Here is a 21,401-nt window from a genome sequence, read left to right as displayed (position 1 = left end):
CCATGACCCGCAACCTTGACGCCCGCCCACCTCTTGACCGCGACCTGCTCGCTGAATCGGTCACGGTGGTCGCGCAGGCGCCGTCCACGAACTCGCTGGTAACCGAGCAGGCCCGTGCCGGTGCTCCGGCCGGCACCACGATCGTCGCCGAATGGCAGACCGCGGGCCGCGGGCGACTCGACCGGGCCTGGGCGGTCCCGGACCGGGCCGCGTTGACCTTCTCGGTGCTGCTCCGCCCCGAGGTGCCCGCCGAGCGGTGGCCGTGGCTGCCGCTGCTTGCCGGACTGGTCGTCCACGAGGCGTTGTCGGAGCTGATCGACGGCGTCGGACTTAAGTGGCCCAACGACGTCCTGGTGGGGGAGCAGCAGCGCAAGATCTGCGGCATCCTGGTGGAGCGGGTCGAGACCCCGCAGGGTCCGGCGGCGGTGCTGGGAATCGGGATCAACGTGCATCAGAGTGCCGACGAACTGCCGGTCGCCACGGCCACCTCGATCCACCTCGAAGGGGTTGAAGCAGACCGCACCCGACTGCTCAATCGCCTGCTGTCGTTGGTGGATGAGCATCTGCCCCTGCTCGCGGACGGTGAAGCCCTCTGGGCTGCCTACACGGAACGGTGCGTCACCCTGGGTCGTGAGGTGCGGGTCGAGCTGCCGGCCGACAAGCAGTTGCTCGGCCTTGCCACCGGGGTCGACGAGCACGGTCGCCTCGAGGTCACCGCAGATGGGGTGCGCCACGTAGTGGGCGCAGGTGACGTGATTCATGTGCGGGCCACAAATCTTTGACATGATGGGCACATGTCCATCTCACCGAAGCTGCTGAACGAGGGCGAGCACGTCGTCGTCTCCACGCGCACCCACCCCAAAGCGCTGTTCGGCCCGATCCTTGTGCTGTTGCTCACCCTGGGCATCGCGATCTTCTTGACCGTGGTGATCCGGGACCGGGTCGACGGCACCACCGCTTCGGTCCTGCTGGGTCTGGTCTGGGTGCTGGCCCTGATCGCCTTCGTCTGGTGGGTGCTCCGTCCTTTCCTGGCCTGGATGAGCACCACCTACACGTTCACCAACCGGCGCCTGATGTTCCGCTCCGGGCTGATCGCCAAGGAGGGTCGCACGATCCCGCTCAACCGGATCAGCGGCGTCGACTTCGAGATCGACCTCACCGACCGGATCTGGGGCTGCGGCACGCTGGTGGTCTCGGACGCCAGCGAGATGGGCCGCGTCGAGCTCAACGACATCCCGCGTGTCGAAGAGGTGCAGAAGCGGGTCTCCGAAGAGCTGCACCGCCTGGCCAATGGTGGGCGCAACGACGATGGATCCTGATCACGCCGACGCAGCCATGCGCGAGCGGATCGAGCAGGCGCTGTTGGGTGACGTCCCGCAGTGGACGGCGGCTGAGGTAGCCGAGCGCAGTGGCGCGACGCTGGAGCAGACCCGTCGACTCTGGCGGGCTCTGGGTTTCCCCGAGCCGACCGAAGACCAGCCGATGTTCACCAACAGCGACGTCGAAGCACTCCGGATGCTCAACGGGTTCGTCGCCTCGGGGACCTTCTCGATGGACATCCTGCTCAACCTCACCCGCGGGGTGGGGCAGACGATGTCGCGACTCGCGGACTGGGAGGTCGCAACGCTGACGCCCAAGCTGGACGAGGCCGCCGCCAAGATCGGCGGGGACGAGGCTGCCCAGCCCGAGGCGACGCCGTTGGAGCAGGCGATGCAGGTGGTGCAGCACATCGCGCCCCAGTTCGAGACGCTGCTGCTGCACGCTTGGCGTCGGCATGCCGCGGTCGCGGTCGGCCGTGCCGAGGCGCTGGCCAACCGCGAGGAGAACACGCCGAGTGTCGAGCTCAGCGTCGGCTTCGCGGACCTGGTCTCCTTCACCGCACTCACCAACGAGATCGGTGAGATCCGGATCGGCGATCTGGTCGAGGTCTTCGAGTCCCGCTGCCACGACGTCGTCGCCAAACACAACGGGCGGGTGATCAAGTCGCTCGGCGACTCCGTCCTCTTCGTCGTCGACAACGCCGAGGCCGCCCTCGACATCGCCGACGGGATCATCTCGGTGATCGGCCGTGACCCACGGATGCCCGACGTCCGGGTCGGCCTGGGTAGCGGTGGCGTGGTGATGCGGATGGGCGACGTCTTCGGCCCGCCGGTCAACATGGCAGCGCGGCTCACCACGGTGGCCCGCCGCAACCGGGTGATCATCGATGAGGCGACCGCGGCCCTGCTGCCGCCGGAGCGGTTCGAGACCCGCCGGATGCCGGCCCGCCCGGTGCGTGGTTTCGGCCTGGTGGAGCCGATCACCGTCCGGCGCCGGTGAGTCGATAACCTTCACCGGTGACCACGCCACTTGCTCCGACCGTAGCCGTGATCGGCGGCGGCCAGCTCGCCCGGATGATGGCTGAGCCGGCTGCCGCGCTCGGTATCCCGCTCCGGCTGCTCGCCGAGGCCGAAGGCGTCTCTGCCGCCCAGGTGATCCCCGACCAGCAGGTCGGTGACTATCGCGACCTCGCCACCCTGCAGCAGATCACGGCCGGCTGCGCCGCGGTGACCTTCGACCACGAGCACGTGCCGACCGAGCACCTCAAGGCGCTGGCCAACGCCGGGCTTGCGGTCCGTCCCGGCCCGGACGCGTTGGTCCACGCCCAGGACAAGGGCGTGATGCGCGCCAAGCTGGCCGAGTTGGGTGTGCCGTGCCCGCGCAACGCGATCGTCACCTCGGTCGCCGACGTCGAGGCGTTCGGTTTCCCCGCCGTCCTCAAGACCACCCGGGGTGGCTACGACGGCAAGGGTGTCTGGGTGGTCCGTGAGCCCGCCGACTGCGAGGACGCGTTCGCTGCTGCCGAGGCTGCCGCCGTCGAGGTGCTGGCCGAGGAGCTCGTCGACTTCCGCCGGGAGCTCTCCGCGTTGGTCGCCCGATCGCCCAGCGGCCAGGCGGCTGCCTACCCGGTGGTCGCCTCCACCCAGCTCGACGGCATCTGCCACGAGGTGATCGCGCCCGCCCCCGACCTGGCCCGCGAACTCGCCGTCCAGGCCCAGGAGGTGGCGTTGAAGATCGCCGGTGCGCTCGACGTCACCGGAGTTCTGGCGGTCGAGCTCTTCGAGACCAACGACGGCCGGATCCTGGTCAACGAGCTGGCGATGCGCCCGCACAACACCGGCCACTGGACCCAGGACGGCGCCGTCACCAGTCAGTTCGAGAACCACCTGCGGGCGGTGCTCGATCTGCCGCTCGGCTCCCCGGCGCCGCGGGCGACGTGGACGGTGATGGTCAACATCCTCGGCGGCCCCACCGACGCCGGCCGGCTCTACGACGGCTATCCGCACGCGATGGCGCGCGACCCTCAGCTGCGGGTCCACCTGTACGGCAAAGAGATGCGTCCGGGCCGCAAGGTCGGGCACGTGAACACCTATGGCGATGACCTTGAGGACTGCCTGGAGCGCGCGCGGCACGCCGCCGCCTGGTTCCGTGGCGACCTCGGCAACGAAAGTGAGTGAGCAGATGAGCCAGATCCAGGTCGGCATTGTGATGGGTTCGGACTCGGACTGGCCGGTGATGCAGGCGGCTGCCGAGGCGCTGGCCGAGTTCGGGATCGGCTATGAGGCCGATGTGGTCTCCGCGCACCGGATGCCCGACGAGATGTTGAGCTACGGTCGTGACGCTGCCGGCCGCGGCCTGCAGGTGATCATCGCCGGCGCCGGTGGCGCAGCCCACCTGCCGGGGATGCTGGCCTCGGTCACCCCGTTGCCGGTGATCGGCGTCCCGGTGCCGCTGAAGTACCTGGACGGGATGGACTCCCTGCTCTCCATCGTGCAGATGCCGGCCGGTGTCCCGGTGGCCACCGTCTCGATCGGCAACGCCCGCAACGCCGGTCTGCTGGCAGCCCGGATCCTCGCGGCCAGCGACCCCGAGCTGCAGGCCAAGATGGTGGAGTTCCAGGCGTCGCTGCGCGACGCCGCACACGCCAAGGGCGCTGTGGTCCGCGACGCGGCCGCCGCGCCGCGCAAGATCGGCTTCTGAGCCCCAGGCTCGAGTCAGGCTCTACGGTGCCGCGGCCGCGAACAGTTCGCGGGCCGCGGCGTTGCCGTCGAGGACGTGGTTGATCCGCTCTGAGATCTGCCAACCGTCCGTGGTCCGCGACAGCACCCACTTGTTCGCCGTCAACCGATGGATGGCGAAGCCGTCGCCGTCCGCGGTGATCAGCAGCGAGTGGTTGTAGGCGACTGCGGTGTCGCCGTCGACGGTCACCGTCGGGGCGGTCAGCACATGTCCGGCGCCGTTGGTGATGAAGCCCTGATGCATGGGGGAGTGCACCATCTCGGCGATCGCGGCCCGGCCGTTCAGCTCCAGGAGTCCGCCGACCGAGTAGCTCCCGTCCTGGGCCCACAACGCGGCCGTGGCGTCGGCGCTGCCGGAGTCGACCAGCGGGCCGTACCTGGCGACCACCTGGCTGATCTCGCTCACGTCAGCGGCTCGGCGCAGTCGCGCCAGTTCGCCAAGAAGCTCGTCGAGGAGCGCGTCGCGGTCGGTGTCGGTCATCGGTTCGTCTCTCCGGTTCAACTGATCTGGTCGTCCTCGGCGAGGGCGTCGTCGGGGTACTTCTTGAGGTAGGACCTCATCTTGTCGCCGCGCAGCGCGGCGAAGAGTGCCTTCGCCTTGGGCTTGTCGATCTCGAGGACCGCGCCGTAGGTCGGGTCGCTCCGTTCGGCGCCGATCGGCGTGGTCAGGAAGACCACCTTCTCCTGGTCGAGGCCGCGCAGGCCGATCGCCAGCGAGCGCAGGTCGTCGTTGGTCCAGGCGTCGTCGACGACCAGGTTCTTGGTCAGCGCCTTCAGCATGGCGTCGAACTCCAGCGGCTTGGTGAGCTTGCCGGAGTCGAGCATCTCGCGCATCAAGGAACGCAGGAAGTTCTGCTGGCGGTTGATCCGGTCGAAGTCGCTGCGGGTCAGGCCGTAGCGCATCCGCACGTACTGCAGCGCCTCCTCGCCCTTGAGCAGGTAGTCGCGTGCCTCCCACTGCTTGTGCTGCTTGGAGTCGTAGACGGCCTCGGGGATGGTCACCGGGACGCCACCGAGCGCGGTGGAGAGCTCTTTGAAGCCGGCCCAGTCGATGATCGCGACATGGTCGATCCGGACGCCGGTCAGGTGTTCGACGGTGCTGATCGCTCCCGTCGGGCCCCAGTTGGCGAACGCCGCGTTGATCTTCTCCTTGTGCTGCGGGTTGCCCTCGCCGTCGTAGAGCATGGTGAAGGTGTCGCGGGGGATGGAGACCACCTGGACCCGCTCGCGGTCCGCGGAGATGTGGACCACCATCAGGGTGTCGCTGCGGTACTTGCCCTTGGGCCACGTCGCTGCGTCCGCATCCTCGGCGAGATCGGCCCCGGAGCCGGCGACCTCCTTGCCCTTGTCGGAGCCGAGCAGGAGCACGTTGATCGCCTTGTTGTCGGCCTTGGCCGGGCGGTTCTTGATCTCACCGGTATCGAAGCGATCGATGTTGTTCAGGTGCGAGTTGAGACGCCAGGCGTAGAACCCGCCGCCGGCGATCAGGACCAGGAGCAGGGCGAGGCCGGCGAAGGCCCACGGGCGCCAGCGACGTCGGCGGGCCGGCTGGTTCGGCTCCGGCTCGCTCGGTCCAGGTTCGTTCGCCGCCGGCGGGTCGCCGTCGAGGTCGCTCACTGACCGCGGTTCCGGTACTGGATGGCGGGACAGGTGTCCATCACCATCTTCAGGCCGGCCGCGGTGGTGCGGGTGAAGGCGGCGTCGTCGACCACGCCGAGTTGGAACCAGACGCCCTTGGCGCCGATCTTGACCGCCTCGTCGGCGAACTGGCCGGCCGCCTCCGAGCGCCGGAACACGTCGACGACGTCGACCGGGAACGGGATCTCGGCCAGGGTCGCGTAGCCCTGTTCGCCGTGCACGGTCTCGGCCTTGGGATGCACCGGCACGATCCGCTTGCCGTGCTGCTGCAGCAGTTCGGCGATCCGGTAGGCGGTCCGGGACGGATCGTTCGAGAGGCCGACGATCGCCCAGGTCGCGCAGTCGTCGAGCATGAAGTCGATGGCCGCAGGGTCGAGGTGCGGGGCCGGGGGCTGTGACATGGCGTCAACCTATCCGTGAGGTGGCTACTTGGGCAGACCCGAGGCGGTGCACAGCTCCTTGGAGATGCCGTCGGTGTCGTCGTCGATCACGTGCTGGAAGAACTCCTTGGACCGTTGCGGGTCCCAGGTCACCGCGAGGTCGCGGATCGGCACGCCGCAGGTGAGCCCGTTGTCGCCGTTGACCCGGGTCATCGCGTAGCCGAACCGGGCCAGGTCGATCGGTCCGGTCCCGTCGCTGACCTTGAGGGTCTGCGCGGCTGCCATGTTGACGTTCCAGTAGCGGAACGGGTTGACGAAGGTCCACGGCGACAGCACCTTCTTGCCGACCGCCGAGACCACCTCGCGCTGGTGCTTGGCGCGGGTGATGTCGCCCAGCTGTGGGTCGGTCTTGCGGGAGCGGGCGAAGCCGAGCGCCACCACACCGTCGGCCTGCTGGCAGCCCTTCTTGATGTCGAGGTTGGCGTCCTTGTCCTTCATCCGGCGGGTCGGGCAGATCTCGATGCCGCCGACGGCGTCCACCACGTCCACGAAGCCACCGAAGCCGATCTCGACGTAGTTGTCGATCTTGATGCCGGTGTTCTGTTCGACGGTCTTGATCAGCAGCTTCGGGCCGCCCCAGGCGAAGGCGGAGTTGATCTTGCTGACCCCGCGACCAGGGATCTCGACCCGCGAGTCGCGGGGGATCGACATCAGCAGGTTGGGGCCGGAGCCGGTGTGCAGCAGCATGATCGTGTCGGTGCGCTGGCCGCCGGCGTTGCCGGTGCCGAGCTCCTTGCGCTGCTTCTTGGTCAGCCCTTCACGTGAGTCGCTACCGACGATCAGGTAGGTGGTGCCGTCCTGGTCGGCGGGGCGCTTGCCGTCGGGGAACGCGTCCACGGTGGAGACCTTGCGCAGCGCCACGAACGGCACCACCGCGAGGAAGACCAGCCAGAGAGCGAGCAGCAGCAGGATCAGCCGCACCGGCCGGATCGGGAACCGTCGCGAACGTGGTCCGGAACCGCCCGGGCCACCGGGCGGCGGCTGGACCGGCCGCGTCTGTGCTGGCACAGGGCGCGCAGGTGGCGGTGGCTGCTGATACGGATGCTGCTGGATCGGCCGCTTGCGGGTCGGCGGCGGCGGTTCGGGGGTCGCCTGGCCGCTGACGGGCATCACCCGGGTGGCGTCGTCGCCTTCGGGACGCTGCTTCCCATAGAGCCAGTCATATTCAGGGGTGCCCGGTTCCGGGCCCTGGGGGCGGTCGACCATGTGGGCCAAGGTACCGGCGTACTGGTCGGCGGCGGTGCAGGACCTCGGGACACGCTGCTGGGTCTACGGTGAGCCCCATGAGCGCACCGTTGCCGCTGACGCCGGCATTCTCCGAGGTCTCGTTGGCCACCTTGATGCATTCGCCGCAGGCCAACCTGCTGGGCAACGTGCACGGCGGCGAGATCATGAAGCTGGCCGACTCCACGGCCGGGTCACCTGGTCGGGCCGCAGTTCGATGGAGGTCGCGGTCCGGGTCGAGGCCGAGCCGTGGGGAGACGCCTCGCACGACCCGTTGTTGGTGGCCAGCGCCTACTTCGTCTTCGTGGCGATCGATGAGGACGGCCGGGCCCGGGAGGTGCCGCCGCTGGTGTTGGCGACCGAGATCGACCAGCAGCGGTGGCATGAGGCCGAGATCCGGCGGGCCAACCGGTTGGCCCGCAAGGAGGAGATCGCGCGGCACCGGGCCCTCTAGGCAGCGGACCCGGCGTGAGCTGAATGACGTCTCGGTATCGCTACGGCGCGTCGTCACTGGTGATGCCGGTGTGACTGGTGATACTGGCGGGAACTTCCCCACCAGAGAGGCATCTCTCTATGCAACCCGCCACTTCCCCCGGGTCGCACGATCGCCGCGGCGCTGGTCGCGCCGATGACCGTGTCGCCAACCGCGCCGACGACCGAGCCGCGCGGGTGCGTTTCCGCCGTGCGCTCACCCTGATGCTGATGACCCTGGTGCTGCCGGGCTCCGCCCAGCTCGTGGCCGGGCGCCGCGACGTCGGCCGGATCGCGATGCGGGTCTGGTTCGCCACCCTCGGCACCCTCGTCCTGCTCGCCGCCATCTCCTGGGTCTGGCACGGCGTGGCGCTGGAGCTGGTGCTCAACACCAAGCTGCTCAACCTGATCCGGTTCGCGATGATGATCCTCGCGGTCGGCTGGGCGGCCCTCTTCATCGACGCCTGGCGCCTCGGCCAGCCGCTCACCCTCTTCCGTCGGCAGCGGCTCACCGCGGTCGGCGTCAACGGGTTGCTCTGCTTCACCGTCGCCGGTGCGCTGCTCTTCGGCTCGCACCTGGTCACCGTGCACCGTGACTTCATCCTCGCCAACTTCGGCAACGGTCCCAGCGCGGACCCGAGCGCCGGCCGCTACAACGTCCTGTTGCTCGGTGGCGACGCCGGCGCGGGACGGACCGGGCTCCGTCCCGACTCGATCACCGTCGCCAGCATCGACGCCGACTCCGGGCGCACGGTCCTGGTCGGCCTGCCCCGCAACCTGGCCAAGTTCCGGTTCGCGAAGGAGTCGGTGATGGCTGAGCAGTTCCCCGACGGGTTCAACTGCGACGGCTGTTACCTGAACGGCGTCAGTACCTGGGCGATGGACAACACCGAACTCTTCGGCAAGTCGAAGAACCCCGGCGTCGAGGCCACGATCGAGGCCGTCGAGGGGATCACCGATCTGGAGATCAGCTACTGGGCGATGGTGAACCTCGAAGGGTTCAAGGACGTCGTCGACGCCTTCGGGGGAGTGGAGCTCACCGTCCGTCAGCCGATCCCCGTCGGAGGTCTGGGCAGCGACGTCACCGGTTACATCAAGCCCGGTACCCGTCGGCTCAACGGCCACGATGCACTCTGGTTCGCCCGGGCTCGTGAAGGCTCCGACGACTACTCGCGGATGGCACGCCAGAAGTGCGTGATGCAGGCACTCGCCTCGCAGGTCAGCCCGACCGACCTGATCGCCCACTACGGCGAGCTGACCAAGGCCGGTTCCGCGATGGTGCAGACCAACCTGCCGGGTTCGGAGCTGAAGAACTTCATGCAGTTGGCGTTGAAGGCGAAGGACCAGAAGATCTCGACGGTCTCGATCGTGCCGCCGGCGATCAACACCGGTGACCCGGATCTGGCGAAGATCAAGAAGATGGTCGCCGACGGGATCGCCCGTGCCGAGGGCGAGGGCCCCAAGCCCGGCAAGAAGAAGGCCGGCAAGGCGCAGACCATCAACGGCGGCTCGCTGGGCACCCGCAACGAGGGATACCAGGCCAACGAGTCCGACGACCTCGCCTCGGCGTGCTGAGGGTACCGAGCAGTAGTTGTTGGCGCGCCGTCTAGGGTGGTCGCCGTGTCCGTGCCCCTGAACGACCCGCCTCGCATCGTCGCGGTGGTCGTCACCTACAACCGGATCGGCCTGGTCACCCGCCTCGTCGAGAGGTTGCGCGACCAGCCCGAGCTGAGCGCCGTCGTCGTCGTCGACAACGCCTCGAACGACGGCACCGGTGCCTGGCTGACGGCGGCGGCCGGCCAGCGCGGGGGACCGGCGCTGCACCCGGTCCTGCTGGCCGAGAACCGGGGTGGGGCCGGAGGCTTCCACGAGGGGTTGCGGAGCGCCGTCGAGGAGCACGACGCCGAGCTGATCTGGCTGATGGACGACGACGGGATGCCCGAGGTCGGCTGTCTGGCCGAGTTGCTCACCCACACCGACCTGGACTTCTGGGGCCCGATCGTCGTCGACCAGGAGCGCCCCGAGCGGTTGGTCTTCCCGATCCGTCTGCCCGGCGGCACCAAGGTCGTGCACGAGGTGGCCGACGTCCACAGCGCCGCGAGCGGTGGTCGGCTCGCCGAGATCGTGATTCCGTTCAACGGGGTGCTGGTCCGGCGCGAACTGGCGCGCAAGATCGGCTACCCGCGCTCGGAGTTCTTCATCTGGGGCGACGACCACGAGTACCGGCTCCGGGCCGAGGCGGCCGGCGCCCGGATCGCCACCGTCGTCGACGCCGTGGTCCGCCACCCTGCGGTAGGGGAGTTGGGGACGCCGATGATGTTCGGCCGGACCACCTACAACCACTCGCCCTCGGACCTCAAGCACTACTGCATGGCGCGCAACAACGTGGTCAACCTGCGCGACTACCGCGGCTGGGCCCACGTGGCGGCGTTCGTGGTCAAGACCGGTTGGTTCTACGCGTTCACCCGACCCAGCCTGAGCCGGCTCCGGCTCAGCCTGCGCGGGATCCTGGCGGGGCTCCGCGGCGATTTCACCGGCCACCGGAGGTTCCTGCGATGAGCGCGGAGCGCGGCCGCGGGGCCGAGACCGTCGCGGTCGTCGTGGTCACCTACAACCGGTCCGAACTGCTCGGCCGGATGCTCGACGGCCTGGCGGCTCAGACCCGCCGTCCGGACGCCGTGGTCGTCGTCGACAACGCCAGTGGCGACGGTACCGCCGAACTGCTGGCCGACCGGGCCGCGAGTGGCGAACTGCCCCTGCAGGTGCACACCTCGACCGAGAACCTGGGCGGTGCCGGCGGTTTCCACCTCGGTACCCGCCTGGCGATGGCCGGCGGCTATGACCGGATCTGGCTGATCGATGACGACGTGGTGCCGGCCCCCGACTGTCTGGCGGTGCTGATGGCGGCGGACGAGGACTGCCTGATGGTGGTCCGTGAGGACCTCGCCGGCGCGCTGGTCGAGAAGGCCGCGCTGCGGTTCGACCTCTCCAACCCGTTGGCGATCCGCCCGAAGACCGCCTCGGTCGACTCGACCTACCCCTCCCGGGCAGCGATGCCGGAGCGGGTCGCGGTGGAGAACGTGGCCTTCGAAGGGTTCATGTTCCGCCGCCAGGTGGCCGAGGAGATCGGGCTGCCCGACCCCTCATACTTCATCTTCTACGACGACGTCGACTTCGCTCTGCGGGCCCGGCGCTCGGGGCGGACGATCTGGGCGCTGCGCGACGCCGTCCTGGTCCGCCAACTGGACTTCAACCAGCAGCACGACCTCTCCGGCTGGAAGGGGTTCTACATGTATCGCAACCTCTTCGTGGTCCACCTGCGCTACGGAACCAATGCGCTGGTCCGGCTCAAGCCGTACCTGATCACGTTGGCCGTGGTGCTGCTCAGCCCGGTGCGTGGCGGCCGCGGGGAGGCCGCGAACGTGATCAAGGCCATGCGCTCCGCGCGCACAATGCGCAGGCTGCCACACGCCGCAGAAGCCCCCGATTCGCCGTCGGCTCGTTAGACTTACCGCCGCGCCAAACCGCTCAGGAGTCATATTTTGTCTGCACCAGACCTAGTCGTCGTCGGTTCCGGTTTCTTCGGACTGACCGTCGCCGAACGTTGCGCCACCGAGCTCGGCCTCCGGGTCCTCGTGCTGGAGCGGCGTGACCACCTCGGTGGCAACGCCTACAGCGAGTTCGACGAGGAGACCGGGATCGAGGTGCACAAGTACGGCACCCACCTGTTCCACACCTCGAACACCAAGGTCTGGGAGTACGTGAACCGCTTCACCGCGTTCACCAACTACCAACACCGGGTCTTCGCCAAGTACCAGGGGCAGGTCTACTCCTTCCCGATGAACCTGGGCCTGATCAACCAGTTCTTCGGCAAGGCGCACAGCCCCGACGAGGCGCGCGCCCTGATCGCGGAGCAGGCCAGCGAGATCGCCACCGAGGACGCCACCAACCTCGAGGAGAAGGCGATCAGCCTGATCGGCCGCCCGCTCTACGAGGCGTTCGTCAAGGGCTACACCGCCAAGCAGTGGCAGACCGACCCGAAGGAGCTGAGCCCGGACATCATCACCCGGCTCCCGGTCCGCTACACCTTCGACAACCGGTACTTCAACGACACCTACGAGGGGCTGCCGGTCGACGGCTACACCGCGTGGCTGACCAGGATGGCCGACCACCCGAACATCGAGGTGCGCACCTCGACCGACTTCTTCGCGGTCGCCGACGAGTACAAGGGCAAGGTCCCGATCGTCTACACCGGTCCGGTCGACGAGTACTTCAACAACTCCGAGGGCCGCCTGTCGTGGCGCACCATCGACCTGGAGCAGGAGACGCTCGACGTCGACGACTTCCAGGGCACCGGTGTGGTCAACGCCAACGACCAGGAGCTGCCCTTCACCCGGGTGCTGGAGTTCAAGCACCTGCACCCCGAGCGCAAGCATCTGGCCGGCAAGACCATCGTGGTCCACGAGTACAGCCGCTTCGCCGAGGAGGGCGACGAGCCGTACTACCCGATCAATACCGCCGACGACCGCGCCAAGCTGCTCAAGTACCGCGAGCTGGCCAAGGCCGAGCCGATGGTGCTCTTCGGTGGCCGCCTCGGCACCTACAAGTACCTCGACATGCACATGGCGATCGGTTCGGCGCTGAGCATGTTCGAGAACAAGCTGAAGCCGCACTTCGCCGACGGCGCCCCGTTCACCAGCGGCGGGGTCGAGGGAGACGCCTGATGAGTGAGACCACCACCCGGCTGCTGCAGCGCCAGGTCTTCCCGCTCGACAAGGACACCGGGGTCTTCCCGCTCTACGTCGACCTGGAGGAGGCCAAGCTCGACGCCGACCGCTACGAGATCGGCGCGAACAAGGACGCCAAGGACCTCAACATGGCGGCGATCCGCCAGTCGACGTCGACCGGGCGCGCGCTGCACCCGGACCAGATCCTGTCCCGCACCTCGGTCCGGGCGAACCCGAACCAGACGTTCTCTTTCGGTACCTACTTCAACGCGTTCCCGGCCTCGTACTGGCGCCGGTGGACGATCGTCGACGAGGTTCAGCTCACGGTGACCGTCGAGGGCGTCGGTGCCACCGTCACGGTGCACAAGTCGATGGCCCGCGGCCACTCGCAGCGCGTCGAGAGCGTCGCCGTCGAGAGCGACGGCGAGGTGACCTTCACCTTCGACCTGACGCTGACCCCGTTCGTGGACGGCGGCTGGTACTGGTACGACGTCACCGCCGGCGACGGGGGAGCCCGGGTGATCGCGGCCGAGTGGACCGCGCAGGTGCCCGTCGACCGGGCCGAGCACGGCACCGCCGACATCTGCATCACCACCATGAACCGTCCGGACTTCTGCGCCAAGCTGATCGGTCAGCTGGCCGAGGACGACGTGCTCCGTCCGTACCTGGACACCGTCTTCGTGATGGAGCAGGGGACCAAGCCGGTCACCGAGTCGGAGTTCTTCCCCGAGGCCGAGAAGGCCCTGGGCGAGCAGCTCCGGGTGATCGTGCAGGCCAACCTCGGCGGTTCGGGCGGTTACGCCCGTGGCCAGTTGGAGTCGGTTCGCAAGGGCACCGCGACCTACGCGCTGATGATGGATGACGACGTCATCTGCGAGCCGGAGGGCATCATCCGGGCGGTCACCTTCGGCGACCTCGCCAAGCGGCCCACCATCGTCGGTGGCCACATGTTCAACATCTACTCCCGCTCGCGCCTGCACTCGTTCGGCGAGATCGTCCAGCCGTACCGGTTCTGGTGGCAGACCCGCCTCGACGGCTACAGCGACTGGGACTTCGCCTCCCGGAACCTCCGTTCGGCCCGCTGGCTGCACAAGCGCGCCGACGTCGACTTCAACGGCTGGTTCATGTGCCTGATCCCGCGTCAGGTGCTGGAGCAGATCGGTCTCTCGCTGCCGCTCTTCATCAAGTGGGACGACTCGGAGTTCGGGCTCCGTGCCAAGCAGGCCGGCTTCCCGACCGTCTCGTTCCCGGGTGCCGCGGTCTGGCACGTGCCGTGGAGCGACAAGAACGACGGTATCGACTGGCAGGCCTACTTCCACCAGCGCAACCGGTTCATCGCCGCGCTGCTGCACTCGCCGTACGAGCGGGGTGGCCGGATGGTGCGCGAGAGCTTCAACCACCAGATCAAGCACCTCGCCTCGTTGCAGTACTCGGTCGCCGAGATGCGGCACAAGGCTCTGGAGGACGTGTTGGCCGGCCCCGAGCGGCTGCACGAGGAGCTCGGCTCCAAGCTGCCCGAGGTGAACGCCTTCCGGAAGCAGTTCGTCGACGCCCAGCTGCACGCCGACCGGGACGAGCTGCCGCCGGTGCGCCGTCGCAAGCCCCCGAAGAAGGGCAAGTCCGACATCGAGATCGCCGGCCCGTGGGCGGTGCGGATCGGTGCGTTGACGGCGCCGCTGCGCCAGCTCCGCCCGGTCCGGGAGATGTCGCGGGAGTTCCCCGAGGCCGAGCTCACCGCGATGGACACCAGCTGGGTCAACCTGGTCAAGTACGACTCGGTCATCGTCTCGATGAACGACGGCTCGTCGGTGGCGCTGTACAAGCGCGATCCGGAGCGCTACCGCGACCTGCTCAAGCGGACGATCGAGATGCACCGTCGCCTGCACCGCGAGTGGCCCGAGCTGGCTGCGCGGTACCGGGCCTCGCTTGACGACGTCGTCTCGCCCGAGACCTGGTCGAAGACCTTCGGCATCGCCGATGAGTGATCAGGTAGCGCCGCGCGTCGTGGACGCGCCGCTGAGCAGCCCGGCCCCGGCGGCCGGGTTGCTCGAGGTGTTCCGCCGCCGCTACCTGCTCAAGCTGTTGGTCCAGCGCGAGATCTCGGCGCGCTACCAGGGCTCCGTGCTCGGGTTCCTCTGGTCCTACATCAACCCGCTGTCCCAGCTGTTCATCTTCTGGTTCGTGATGGGCAAGATCATGGACCGCGGGACCGAGAACTTCGCGATCCACGTCTTCTGCGGGTTGATCATCGTCCACTTCTTCGTGGAGACGTTCAACGCCGGAACTCGCTCGATCGTGCGGAACAAGGCGTTGGTCCGCAAGATGGCGATGCCACGGGAGATGTTCCCGGTCGCCTCGATGGTGGTTTCGCTGTACCACATGGGCCCGCAGTTGATCATCATGGTGTTGATCTGCGTGGGTCTGGGCTGGACACCCACCGTCGTCGGGATGGCCGGCTTCGTTCTCGCCACCGCCATTGTGATGTTGCTGGGTACCGCGCTCGCTTTGATGTTCGCCTGTGCGAACGTCTTCTTCCGCGACGTCGGCAGCTTCGTCTCGATCCTGACGAACTTCGTCCGCTTCGGTGTGCCGATGATCTACCCCTTCACGATGGTGGAGGAGCGGTTCGGGGAGATGTCGAGGTTCTACCTCTTCAACCCGATCGCCGACGCCGTGCTGCTGGTCCAGCAGGCGTTCTGGGTGGGGACCACCGACAACCCGACCGACACCCAGGCACACCACATCCCCGACCACCTCTTCGCCTACTCGTTCCTCGCCCTGGGGATCTCGATCGTGGCGCTGGTGATCGGCCAGACGGTCTTCCGCCGTCTGGAGAACCGGATTCCGGAGCGTCTGTCATGAGCTATCCGCCGAGCACCTCGATCGTGGTCGACAACGTCAGCAAGAGCTTCACCCTGCGCTACCACCGCACCTTGAAGCAGATGACGGTGGCGGCGGCCAAGGGTCGCAGTATCAGCGACGAGTTCCAGGCCCTCGACAAGGTCTCCTTCACCGTGGAGCAGGGCGAGTCGATCGGCCTGATGGGGCTCAACGGCTCCGGCAAGAGCACCCTGCTCAAGCTGGTCAACGGCGTGATGCGTCCCGACAGCGGTCAGATCCTGACCCGCGGGCGGATCGCCGGCCTGATCGCCACCGGTGCGGGTTTCCACCCCCAGCTGACCGGGCGCGACAACGTCTACCTCAACGCCGCGATCCTGGGGATGAGCGAGCAGGAGACGAACCGGAAGTTCGATCAGATCGTGGAGTTCGCCGACATCGGGAAGTTCCTCGACACCCCGGTCGGTCACTACAGCTCGGGCATGTTCGCCCGGCTCGGCTTCGCGGTGGCGGTCCACGTGGACTCCGACATCTTCTTGGTCGACGAGGTGCTGGCGGTGGGGGACCGGCCCTTCAAGCGCAAGTGCATCGAGCGGATGCAGCAGGTCCGTGCCGAGGGCCGGACGCTCTTCTACGTCAGCCACGCAGCCGGCTCGGTGAAGAAGATGTGCGACCGGGTGATCGTCCTGGAGAAGGGCAAGGTCGGCTACGACGGCGAGGTCACCGCCGGGATCAAGTACCTCAAGTACGACGCCAGCGACGGTAGCGAGGACGAGCAGGCGGAAGAGATGGACGAGGAGTACGGCGCCGACGTCTGATCGGCCCACGTCTCACCCGCGGACGTCATACGCAGCGTGCACCCGCTTGCACGCACCGTATGACGTCCGTCGGCATTTGGGGGAGGAGTGATCTAGGCCACCTTCTCCGGGGGCTTCGACACGCCTGAAGAAAGTTGAGAAACTTTGGGCGTGTCGGCGTGTCGAGTGGAAATTACATCCATGTAGTTACTCACCAGATCTTGCGGAACCCCCTGTTACTAGTGTGAAACTTGGGACTCGTGTGAACCTTCCCCCACACATGGAGTGTCCCGACATGCCCCCCAGCAAGGTCCGTTACGTCACGATCTGCCAGCAGTTGCTGGCGATCGCTGCCGTCATCGCCGTGCTCGCGCCGGCTGCCAATGTGCTCTCTCTCGACGTGATCGCCTCCGGTCCGGCCCAGGTCGCCCCCTCGACCGACCCCGCGCCGGAGCCCGACGCCGCGGCCGACCCGCAGGCTTCCCCGCCCGCGAAGGCCCAGGCGCCCAACAGGACGGCACCGGTCGCGCCCGCCACGCCGAAGGCGCCGAAGGCCCTGGTCGAGACCGCGCCGGTCGAGACCCAGGTGGCCGAGGTGCCGCTCGCGCCGGTCAGCAACGCCGGCCGGAAGAGTGTCGTGCCCGACGAGACCGATGCCAAGGCGCGTACCGAGTCCGACGAGCCGTCGACCGAAGAGCCCACCGCCGACGAGCCGCAGGCACCGGCCGGCGGCACCGGGGACACCGTGGAGAGCGCGCCGGAGGCGGTCACCGGGTACGGCGCGGTCGGCGTCACCTGGAGCGCTGACAGCGCGGCTCTGGAGGAAGGCGAGATCTCCGTCCAGGTCCGCACCAACACCGACGGTGCATGGAGCGACTGGATCGACGTCGACTACCACGACCACGACGGACCCGACCCCGACTCCGCGGAGGGGCGCAACGCCCGCCCCGGTACCGACGCCATGTTCGTCGGCGAGGTCGACCAGGTGCAGGCCCGTGCCGTCACCGCCGCGGGGATCGCGCTGCCCGACGACATCAAGCTCGCGGTGATCACCCCCGGCGACTCCGCCGGCACCGAGCTGGAGCGCCCGGCGATCGACACCAACGAGCTCGCTGCGCCTCGCGCCACCACCGACGCCCCGGCGGGCGACGACGCCACGCCGCCCAGCACCGACGACTCGACCCTGGAGAGCAGCGAAGGCGACCTCGAACTCTCCAAGAGCTCCTACACCGAGAAGCCGCAGATCTTCAGCCGCGCCCAGTGGGGGGCCAACGAGAAGCTGCGCGACGGCTCGCCGAGTTACCACGAGGTGCACGCGGGCTTCGTCCACCACACGGTGAACGCCAACAACTACACCAAGGCCCAGGTGCCGGCGATGATTCGCAGCATCTACGCGTACCACACCCAGACCCGGGGCTGGAGCGACGTCGGCTACAACTTCCTCGTCGACCGGTTCGGCCGGATCTGGGAAGGCCGCTACGGCGGCGTCGACCGGCCCGTCGTCGGCGCGCACACCTTGGGCTACAACGAGAACTCGTTCGCGATGTCGGCGATCGGCAACTTCGACATCACCAAGCCGTCCGAGCCGATGGTCCAGGCCTACGGCGCGCTGATGGCGTGGAAGCTCGCGCTGCACGGTGTCGATGCGGCCAGCACCAAGCAGGTCGTCGGCTCCAAGACCTTCAAGGCGATCAACGGTCACCGCGACGCCGGCTCGACCGCCTGCCCGGGCAAGTACCTCTATGCCCGGATCGGTGACATCCGCAAGCTCGCCGCAGGGCACCAGGCCGACTGGCGCGGACGTGACCTGGTCACCAACGTGGTCGGCTCCTCGCACCCGGACCTGCTGATGCGGCAGAAGTCGTCGGGGCGCGTCTACGCGGTGCCCACCGGCGGCATGCTCAAGTGGTCGGCTCCGGTGAACACCGCGGGCTACGCCGGCTACGACGTCGTCATCGCAGCGGGTGACCTGACCGGCGACCGTCGCGGCGACATCTTCGTGCGCAGCTCCAAGACCGGCCGTACGGTCACCCTGGCCGGCGACGGCAATGGCAGGTTCACCAGCACCAACCGGGTGCAGGGCGGACTCCGCGGCCGGGACCAGATCACTGCTGTCGGCGATCTCAACGGTGACGGCCGCAACGACATCGTCGCCCGCGACGCCAGCACCGGTCGCCTCTACGGCTACTGGGGCAAGGGCAACGGCGCCTTCCGCGGCAAGGTGCTGCTCAGCACCGGCTGGAAGGGCTACACGATGACCGTGGGCGCCGGCGACGCGAACGGCGACGGCAAGGCCGACCTGCTGGCCCGCGACGCCGCCGGCAAGATGTGGCTGCACCCCGGTAACGGCAAGGGCGGTCTGGGTGCACGGGTCGCGGTCCACCGCACCTGGGGTGGCTTCGACAAGATCACCGGCATCGGCGACTTCGACGGCGACGGCAAGGCCGACCTGCTGATGCGCTACACCAAGAACCAGCGGTTCTACATCCGTCCTGGCGCCGGGAACGGTCGCTACAAGAAGCTCCTCGGCCCGTTCAACTCGCTCAAGGGCGCTCGTGCCGTGAGCGCGGCGCCGGTCACCGGATCCGCCCACCCGGACCTGGTCACGGTCACCGGGAGCACCCTCAGCGTGATCCCGCACGCCGGAACGGTGAACGTCAGCCCGCCGGTCTACCTGGGCTCCGGGTTCAACGGTTCGGAGATGTTGCTCAACGTCGGCGACTGGGACCGCGACGGCCGCAACGACGTGATCTCGAAGACCGCCAACGGCGACCTGAGGCTGCACCGGAACCTGGGCGGCAACAAGTTCGCTGCACCGGTTCGGATCGGTACCGGCTTCAACACCGTCACCCTGCTCGCTGCGGTCGGAGACGTCACCGGTGACGGGTACCCCGACCTGATGGCTCAGCCCAAGAAGTCGTCGATGCGGATCTACCCGGGTAAGGCCACCGGCTTCCTGCCGAGCTACGTCGCCAAGGGACCGATCAGCGGTACCGAACAGTTGGGCCTCGGTCGGTGGAACGCGGACGGCGCACCCGACGTCGCGTACCGGGTCGGCGACGGCCTGCGCTGGTACAAGGGCAACGGTCCCGGCGGGCTGGTCGGATCAGCGGGCAAGCTCAGCGTCGACCTCTCGCCCTACGACCTGGTCACCAGCCCCGGCGACGTCGACGGCAACGGCCGACCCGACCTGGTCGCGGTGGAGCGGAAGACCGGCCACCTCTACCTGCTGCCGGGCACCAGTTCCGGCTTCGGCACCCGGGTCTACCTGGGTCAGGGCTACGGAGGCTTCGACCGGATCGGATGATCAGACGAGTCGCGCGGTGACCCGTTCGGTCACCGCGTGCGACTCCCACAGTTCCGGGTCCGCGTTGCGGACCCAGACCGCCGAACCGCCTCTGACCAGCGGAACGGTGAAACTGGTGAAACCCGAAGGGGAAGCGGGGCTCACCGTGGTCAGGAGACGCCCGCCGTCCTCGAGATCAGCGATCTCGGTGGCGGCGGGCGTCACCAATTCCTGCTGGGTGACGCCCGGCAGCGCCAGGTCGTCGGGCGCCGGCGGGTCGTAGGGAGTGAAGGCGTCGGGCTGCCCCCAGACCTCCACTCCGAAGTCGCTGACGCCCTCCGGCAACGTCTCGGCGAACCGGACGCCCAGCGGACGCAGCGCGGAGGCCAGGATCCGGCGACCTGCCTGGTGGTGGGCGTCCAGGGTGTCCGGGCCGCAGACGATCAGGTCGGCGTCGCCCGGCTCGGGAGTGAGGACCAGGCCGAGGTTCCAGGCCGCGCCCGCGAAGACGGGGGAGAGCCAGTGCGTGGGCAGGTCCAGGTGGAGTGCGTCGCCGCGCTCCAGGTCGAACTCCTCGCTGAGCAGGCTCGAGGTCTTGGCGACCCAGTTCGCCCAGGTGGTCACCGACAGCTCCACCCGTTCGCCGGTGGCGTCGTCGTAGAAGGTGACCAGCGGGCGGCCGGCGTCGCGACGGAGCAGGGAGGCGATCAGGTCGGGGAAGGTACGCACCATGGGTTCAGCCTAGTGAGCATGCGCGACGCCTTCTGCCACTAGGCTCTGCGGCTATGACCCAGGCACCTGCTCCTATCGAGGCAGTGATCGTCGCCGGTGGCTTCGGCACCCGGCTGCTCCCGCTGACCGCACGTCGTCCCAAGCACCTTCTCGACGTCGGCGGGGTGCCCTTCCTGGAGCACCAGATCGCCCGGCTCGCGCGTGCCGGCGTACAGCACATCGTGCTCGCCACCTCGTACCACGCCGACATGTTCGAGCCGATCCTCGGCGACGGCAGCCGGTGGGGGATCCGGATCAGCTACGTGCTGGAGGAGGTGCCGCTGGGGACCGGCGGCGCGATCCGCAACGTCGCCGAGGCGCTGTCGCCGAACCCGGACGGCGCGGTGGTGATCCTCAACGGCGACGTGCTCTCCGGGCACGACCTGGCCGGCCAGTTGGCGGACTTCGAGACGCCGCGCGACGGCCGTGCGGTCGACGTGTCGCTGCACCTGGTGCCGGTCGCCGACGCCCGGGCCTTCGGCTGTGTGCCGACCGACGATGCCGGTCGGGTCCTCGACTTCGTGGAGAAGTCCGACAATCCGGTGACCAACCAGATCAACGCGGGTTGCTACATCTTCCGGCGCCGGGTGATCGACACCATCCCGGTCGGCCGCGAGGTCTCGGTCGAGCGGGAGACGTTCCCCGGCCTGGTCGCCGACGACGCCTTGGTGGTCGGCTTCGTCGACTCCGCCTACTGGCGCGACGTCGGTACCCCGCAGGCCCTGGTCGACGCCGCGGTCGACGTGGTGCTCGGCGTGGCGCCGACCCCGGCGGTCGAGGCGGTGCCGTCCGGCGCCCGGATCGCCGCCGACGCCGAGGTGGCCGCCGGTGCCGTGGTCGGTGGGGGCAGCGTCGTGATGAGCGGCGCCGTCGTCGCGGATGGCGCTCAGGTACGGGGCAGCGTGGTGATGACGGGCGCGGTGATCGAGGCGGACGCCGTCGTGGCGGCCTCGGTGGTCGGGCCCGGTGCCCGGGTCGGCAAGGCAGCCATCCTGGACGGCGTCACGGTGGGCGACGACGCGGTGATCGCCGACGGTGCCACGTTGGCGGCGGGGGACCGGGTCGACGTAGGCGCCCAGGTGGGCTGAGAACCCTTTCCAGCAACGCGAAGAGCCCCAGGAGAACGAACTCCTGGGGCTCTTCGCGTTGCT

20 protein-coding genes are annotated in these 21,401 nt (G+C 68.4%); 15 read left to right on the top strand and 5 right to left on the bottom strand.

Annotated features, from left to right (window positions below):
* Positions 1–2: 2 nt before the first annotated feature.
* Genes ACLM5J_RS07255 through purE form a run of 5 tightly spaced genes read left to right on the top strand, consistent with a single transcriptional unit; the run spans position 3 to position 4,020 of the window.
* Complete coding sequence (locus ACLM5J_RS07255) at positions 3–782, top strand: biotin--[acetyl-CoA-carboxylase] ligase (protein WP_413655476.1); 780 nt, start codon at positions 3–5, stop codon at positions 780–782.
* A 12-nt stretch (positions 783–794) separates the two neighbouring features.
* Complete coding sequence (locus ACLM5J_RS07250; RefSeq protein ID WP_413655475.1) at positions 795–1,319, top strand: PH domain-containing protein; 525 nt, start codon at positions 795–797, stop codon at positions 1,317–1,319.
* On the top strand, positions 1,309–2,319 hold the full coding sequence (locus ACLM5J_RS07245) for an adenylate/guanylate cyclase domain-containing protein (protein ID WP_413655473.1): 1,011 nt from the start codon (positions 1,309–1,311) through the stop codon (positions 2,317–2,319). Before ACLM5J_RS07250 ends, ACLM5J_RS07245 begins: the two co-directional genes overlap by 11 nt.
* Before the next feature lie 17 nt (positions 2,320–2,336).
* On the top strand, positions 2,337–3,497 hold the full coding sequence (locus tag ACLM5J_RS07240; RefSeq protein ID WP_413655472.1) for a 5-(carboxyamino)imidazole ribonucleotide synthase: 1,161 nt from the start codon (positions 2,337–2,339) through the stop codon (positions 3,495–3,497).
* Between the two features lie 4 nt (positions 3,498–3,501).
* Complete coding sequence (purE, locus tag ACLM5J_RS07235) at positions 3,502–4,020, top strand: 5-(carboxyamino)imidazole ribonucleotide mutase (protein ID WP_413655471.1); 519 nt, start codon at positions 3,502–3,504, stop codon at positions 4,018–4,020.
* Positions 4,021–4,041: 21 nt separating this feature from the next.
* Here the strand turns inward: purE and ACLM5J_RS07230 are convergent, their stop codons facing one another.
* The 4 genes from ACLM5J_RS07230 to ACLM5J_RS07215 are packed head-to-tail and all read right to left on the bottom strand — an operon-like array spanning position 4,042 to position 7,342.
* On the bottom strand, positions 4,042–4,539 hold the full coding sequence (locus ACLM5J_RS07230; protein ID WP_413655470.1) for a nuclear transport factor 2 family protein: 498 nt from the start codon (positions 4,537–4,539) through the stop codon (positions 4,042–4,044).
* Positions 4,540–4,556: 17 nt separating this feature from the next.
* Entirely contained in the window at positions 4,557–5,675 is a 1,119-nt protein-coding gene (locus tag ACLM5J_RS07225; RefSeq protein ID WP_413655468.1) for an LCP family protein, read from the bottom strand.
* The gene (locus tag ACLM5J_RS07220; RefSeq protein WP_413655467.1) at positions 5,672–6,097 is read right to left on the bottom strand and encodes a CoA-binding protein; all 426 of its coding nucleotides are present in this window, start codon (positions 6,095–6,097) and stop codon (positions 5,672–5,674) included. The genes ACLM5J_RS07225 and ACLM5J_RS07220 overlap by 4 nt, the downstream gene beginning before the upstream one ends.
* Before the next feature lie 24 nt (positions 6,098–6,121).
* Positions 6,122–7,342, bottom strand: a complete 1,221-nt coding sequence (locus ACLM5J_RS07215) for an LCP family protein (RefSeq protein ID WP_413655465.1) — start codon at positions 7,340–7,342, stop codon at positions 6,122–6,124.
* Positions 7,343–7,577: 235 nt separating this feature from the next.
* Here ACLM5J_RS07215 and ACLM5J_RS07210 point away from each other — a divergent pair, with 235 nt between their 5' ends.
* The 9 genes from ACLM5J_RS07210 (at position 7,578) to ACLM5J_RS07170 (ending at position 19,500) form a co-directional block, all read left to right on the top strand.
* Positions 7,578–7,814, top strand: a complete 237-nt coding sequence (locus ACLM5J_RS07210; RefSeq protein ID WP_413655464.1) for a hypothetical protein — start codon at positions 7,578–7,580, stop codon at positions 7,812–7,814.
* 119 nt (positions 7,815–7,933) lie between these two features.
* Positions 7,934–9,406 carry an LCP family protein gene (locus tag ACLM5J_RS07205; protein WP_413655463.1) on the top strand — a complete coding sequence of 491 codons (1,473 nt, stop codon included), beginning with the start codon at positions 7,934–7,936 and terminating at the stop codon, positions 9,404–9,406.
* A 45-nt stretch (positions 9,407–9,451) separates the two neighbouring features.
* The gene (locus ACLM5J_RS07200) at positions 9,452–10,390 is read left to right on the top strand and encodes a glycosyltransferase family 2 protein (RefSeq protein WP_413655462.1); all 939 of its coding nucleotides are present in this window, start codon (positions 9,452–9,454) and stop codon (positions 10,388–10,390) included.
* On the top strand, positions 10,387–11,337 hold the full coding sequence (locus ACLM5J_RS07195; protein ID WP_413655460.1) for a glycosyltransferase family 2 protein: 951 nt from the start codon (positions 10,387–10,389) through the stop codon (positions 11,335–11,337). The genes ACLM5J_RS07200 and ACLM5J_RS07195 overlap by 4 nt, the downstream gene beginning before the upstream one ends.
* Before the next feature lie 36 nt (positions 11,338–11,373).
* Positions 11,374–12,555: a UDP-galactopyranose mutase gene (gene glf, locus ACLM5J_RS07190; RefSeq protein ID WP_413655458.1), complete on the top strand. Its 1,182-nt coding sequence runs from the start codon at positions 11,374–11,376 to the stop codon at positions 12,553–12,555.
* Positions 12,555–14,543 (top strand): glycosyltransferase, encoded by a 1,989-nt coding sequence (locus ACLM5J_RS07185; protein WP_413655457.1) that lies wholly within the window; start codon positions 12,555–12,557, stop codon positions 14,541–14,543. The genes glf and ACLM5J_RS07185 overlap by 1 nt, the downstream gene beginning before the upstream one ends.
* Positions 14,536–15,420 carry an ABC transporter permease gene (locus ACLM5J_RS07180; RefSeq protein ID WP_413655456.1) on the top strand — a complete coding sequence of 295 codons (885 nt, stop codon included), beginning with the start codon at positions 14,536–14,538 and terminating at the stop codon, positions 15,418–15,420. Before ACLM5J_RS07185 ends, ACLM5J_RS07180 begins: the two co-directional genes overlap by 8 nt.
* Positions 15,417–16,214 carry an ABC transporter ATP-binding protein gene (locus ACLM5J_RS07175; RefSeq protein ID WP_413655454.1) on the top strand — a complete coding sequence of 266 codons (798 nt, stop codon included), beginning with the start codon at positions 15,417–15,419 and terminating at the stop codon, positions 16,212–16,214. The genes ACLM5J_RS07180 and ACLM5J_RS07175 overlap by 4 nt, the downstream gene beginning before the upstream one ends.
* Before the next feature lie 274 nt (positions 16,215–16,488).
* Positions 16,489–19,500, top strand: a complete 3,012-nt coding sequence (locus ACLM5J_RS07170) for an FG-GAP-like repeat-containing protein (RefSeq protein WP_413655452.1) — start codon at positions 16,489–16,491, stop codon at positions 19,498–19,500.
* Here the strand turns inward: ACLM5J_RS07170 and ACLM5J_RS07165 are convergent, their stop codons facing one another.
* Positions 19,501–20,211 carry a TIGR03089 family protein gene (locus ACLM5J_RS07165; protein WP_413655451.1) on the bottom strand — a complete coding sequence of 237 codons (711 nt, stop codon included), beginning with the start codon at positions 20,209–20,211 and terminating at the stop codon, positions 19,501–19,503.
* A gap of 53 nt (positions 20,212–20,264) precedes the next feature.
* On the opposite strand from ACLM5J_RS07165, the gene ACLM5J_RS07160 reads away from it, so the two are divergent.
* Positions 20,265–21,338 carry a nucleotidyltransferase family protein gene (locus tag ACLM5J_RS07160; RefSeq protein WP_413655449.1) on the top strand — a complete coding sequence of 358 codons (1,074 nt, stop codon included), beginning with the start codon at positions 20,265–20,267 and terminating at the stop codon, positions 21,336–21,338.
* Positions 21,339–21,401: the final 63 nt, after the last annotated feature.

The organism is Nocardioides sp. Bht2 (genome assembly GCF_047308515.1).
In the GTDB taxonomy this organism is placed as follows: Bacteria; Actinomycetota; Actinomycetes; order Propionibacteriales; family Nocardioidaceae; genus Nocardioides.
The sequence above is the reverse complement of the archived record's forward strand: the minus strand, read 5'-3'. Positions and strand labels throughout refer to the sequence as shown.

Bases quoted from the DNA above. Each gene is read 5' to 3' on its own strand.
- ACLM5J_RS07170 (WP_413655452.1), top strand. From the start codon at position 16,489: ATGCCCCCCAGCAAGGTCCGTTACGTCACGATCTGCCAGCAGTTGCTG.
- ACLM5J_RS07250 (WP_413655475.1), top strand. From the start codon at position 795: ATGTCCATCTCACCGAAGCTGCTGAACGAGGGCGAGCACGTCGTCGTC.
- ACLM5J_RS07255 (WP_413655476.1), top strand. From the start codon at position 3: ATGACCCGCAACCTTGACGCCCGCCCACCTCTTGACCGCGACCTGCTC.
- ACLM5J_RS07245 (WP_413655473.1), top strand. From the start codon at position 1,309: ATGGATCCTGATCACGCCGACGCAGCCATGCGCGAGCGGATCGAGCAG.
- ACLM5J_RS07215 (WP_413655465.1), bottom strand. From the start codon at position 7,342: ATGGTCGACCGCCCCCAGGGCCCGGAACCGGGCACCCCTGAATATGAC.
- ACLM5J_RS07220 (WP_413655467.1), bottom strand. From the start codon at position 6,097: ATGTCACAGCCCCCGGCCCCGCACCTCGACCCTGCGGCCATCGACTTC.
- purE (WP_413655471.1), top strand. From the start codon at position 3,502: ATGAGCCAGATCCAGGTCGGCATTGTGATGGGTTCGGACTCGGACTGG.
- ACLM5J_RS07230 (WP_413655470.1), bottom strand. From the start codon at position 4,539: ATGACCGACACCGACCGCGACGCGCTCCTCGACGAGCTTCTTGGCGAA.
- ACLM5J_RS07210 (WP_413655464.1), top strand. From the start codon at position 7,578: ATGGAGGTCGCGGTCCGGGTCGAGGCCGAGCCGTGGGGAGACGCCTCG.
- ACLM5J_RS07195 (WP_413655460.1), top strand. From the start codon at position 10,387: ATGAGCGCGGAGCGCGGCCGCGGGGCCGAGACCGTCGCGGTCGTCGTG.
- ACLM5J_RS07175 (WP_413655454.1), top strand. From the start codon at position 15,417: ATGAGCTATCCGCCGAGCACCTCGATCGTGGTCGACAACGTCAGCAAG.
- ACLM5J_RS07180 (WP_413655456.1), top strand. From the start codon at position 14,536: ATGAGTGATCAGGTAGCGCCGCGCGTCGTGGACGCGCCGCTGAGCAGC.
- ACLM5J_RS07185 (WP_413655457.1), top strand. From the start codon at position 12,555: ATGAGTGAGACCACCACCCGGCTGCTGCAGCGCCAGGTCTTCCCGCTC.
- ACLM5J_RS07160 (WP_413655449.1), top strand. From the start codon at position 20,265: ATGACCCAGGCACCTGCTCCTATCGAGGCAGTGATCGTCGCCGGTGGC.
- ACLM5J_RS07165 (WP_413655451.1), bottom strand. From the start codon at position 20,211: ATGGTGCGTACCTTCCCCGACCTGATCGCCTCCCTGCTCCGTCGCGAC.
- ACLM5J_RS07205 (WP_413655463.1), top strand. From the start codon at position 7,934: ATGCAACCCGCCACTTCCCCCGGGTCGCACGATCGCCGCGGCGCTGGT.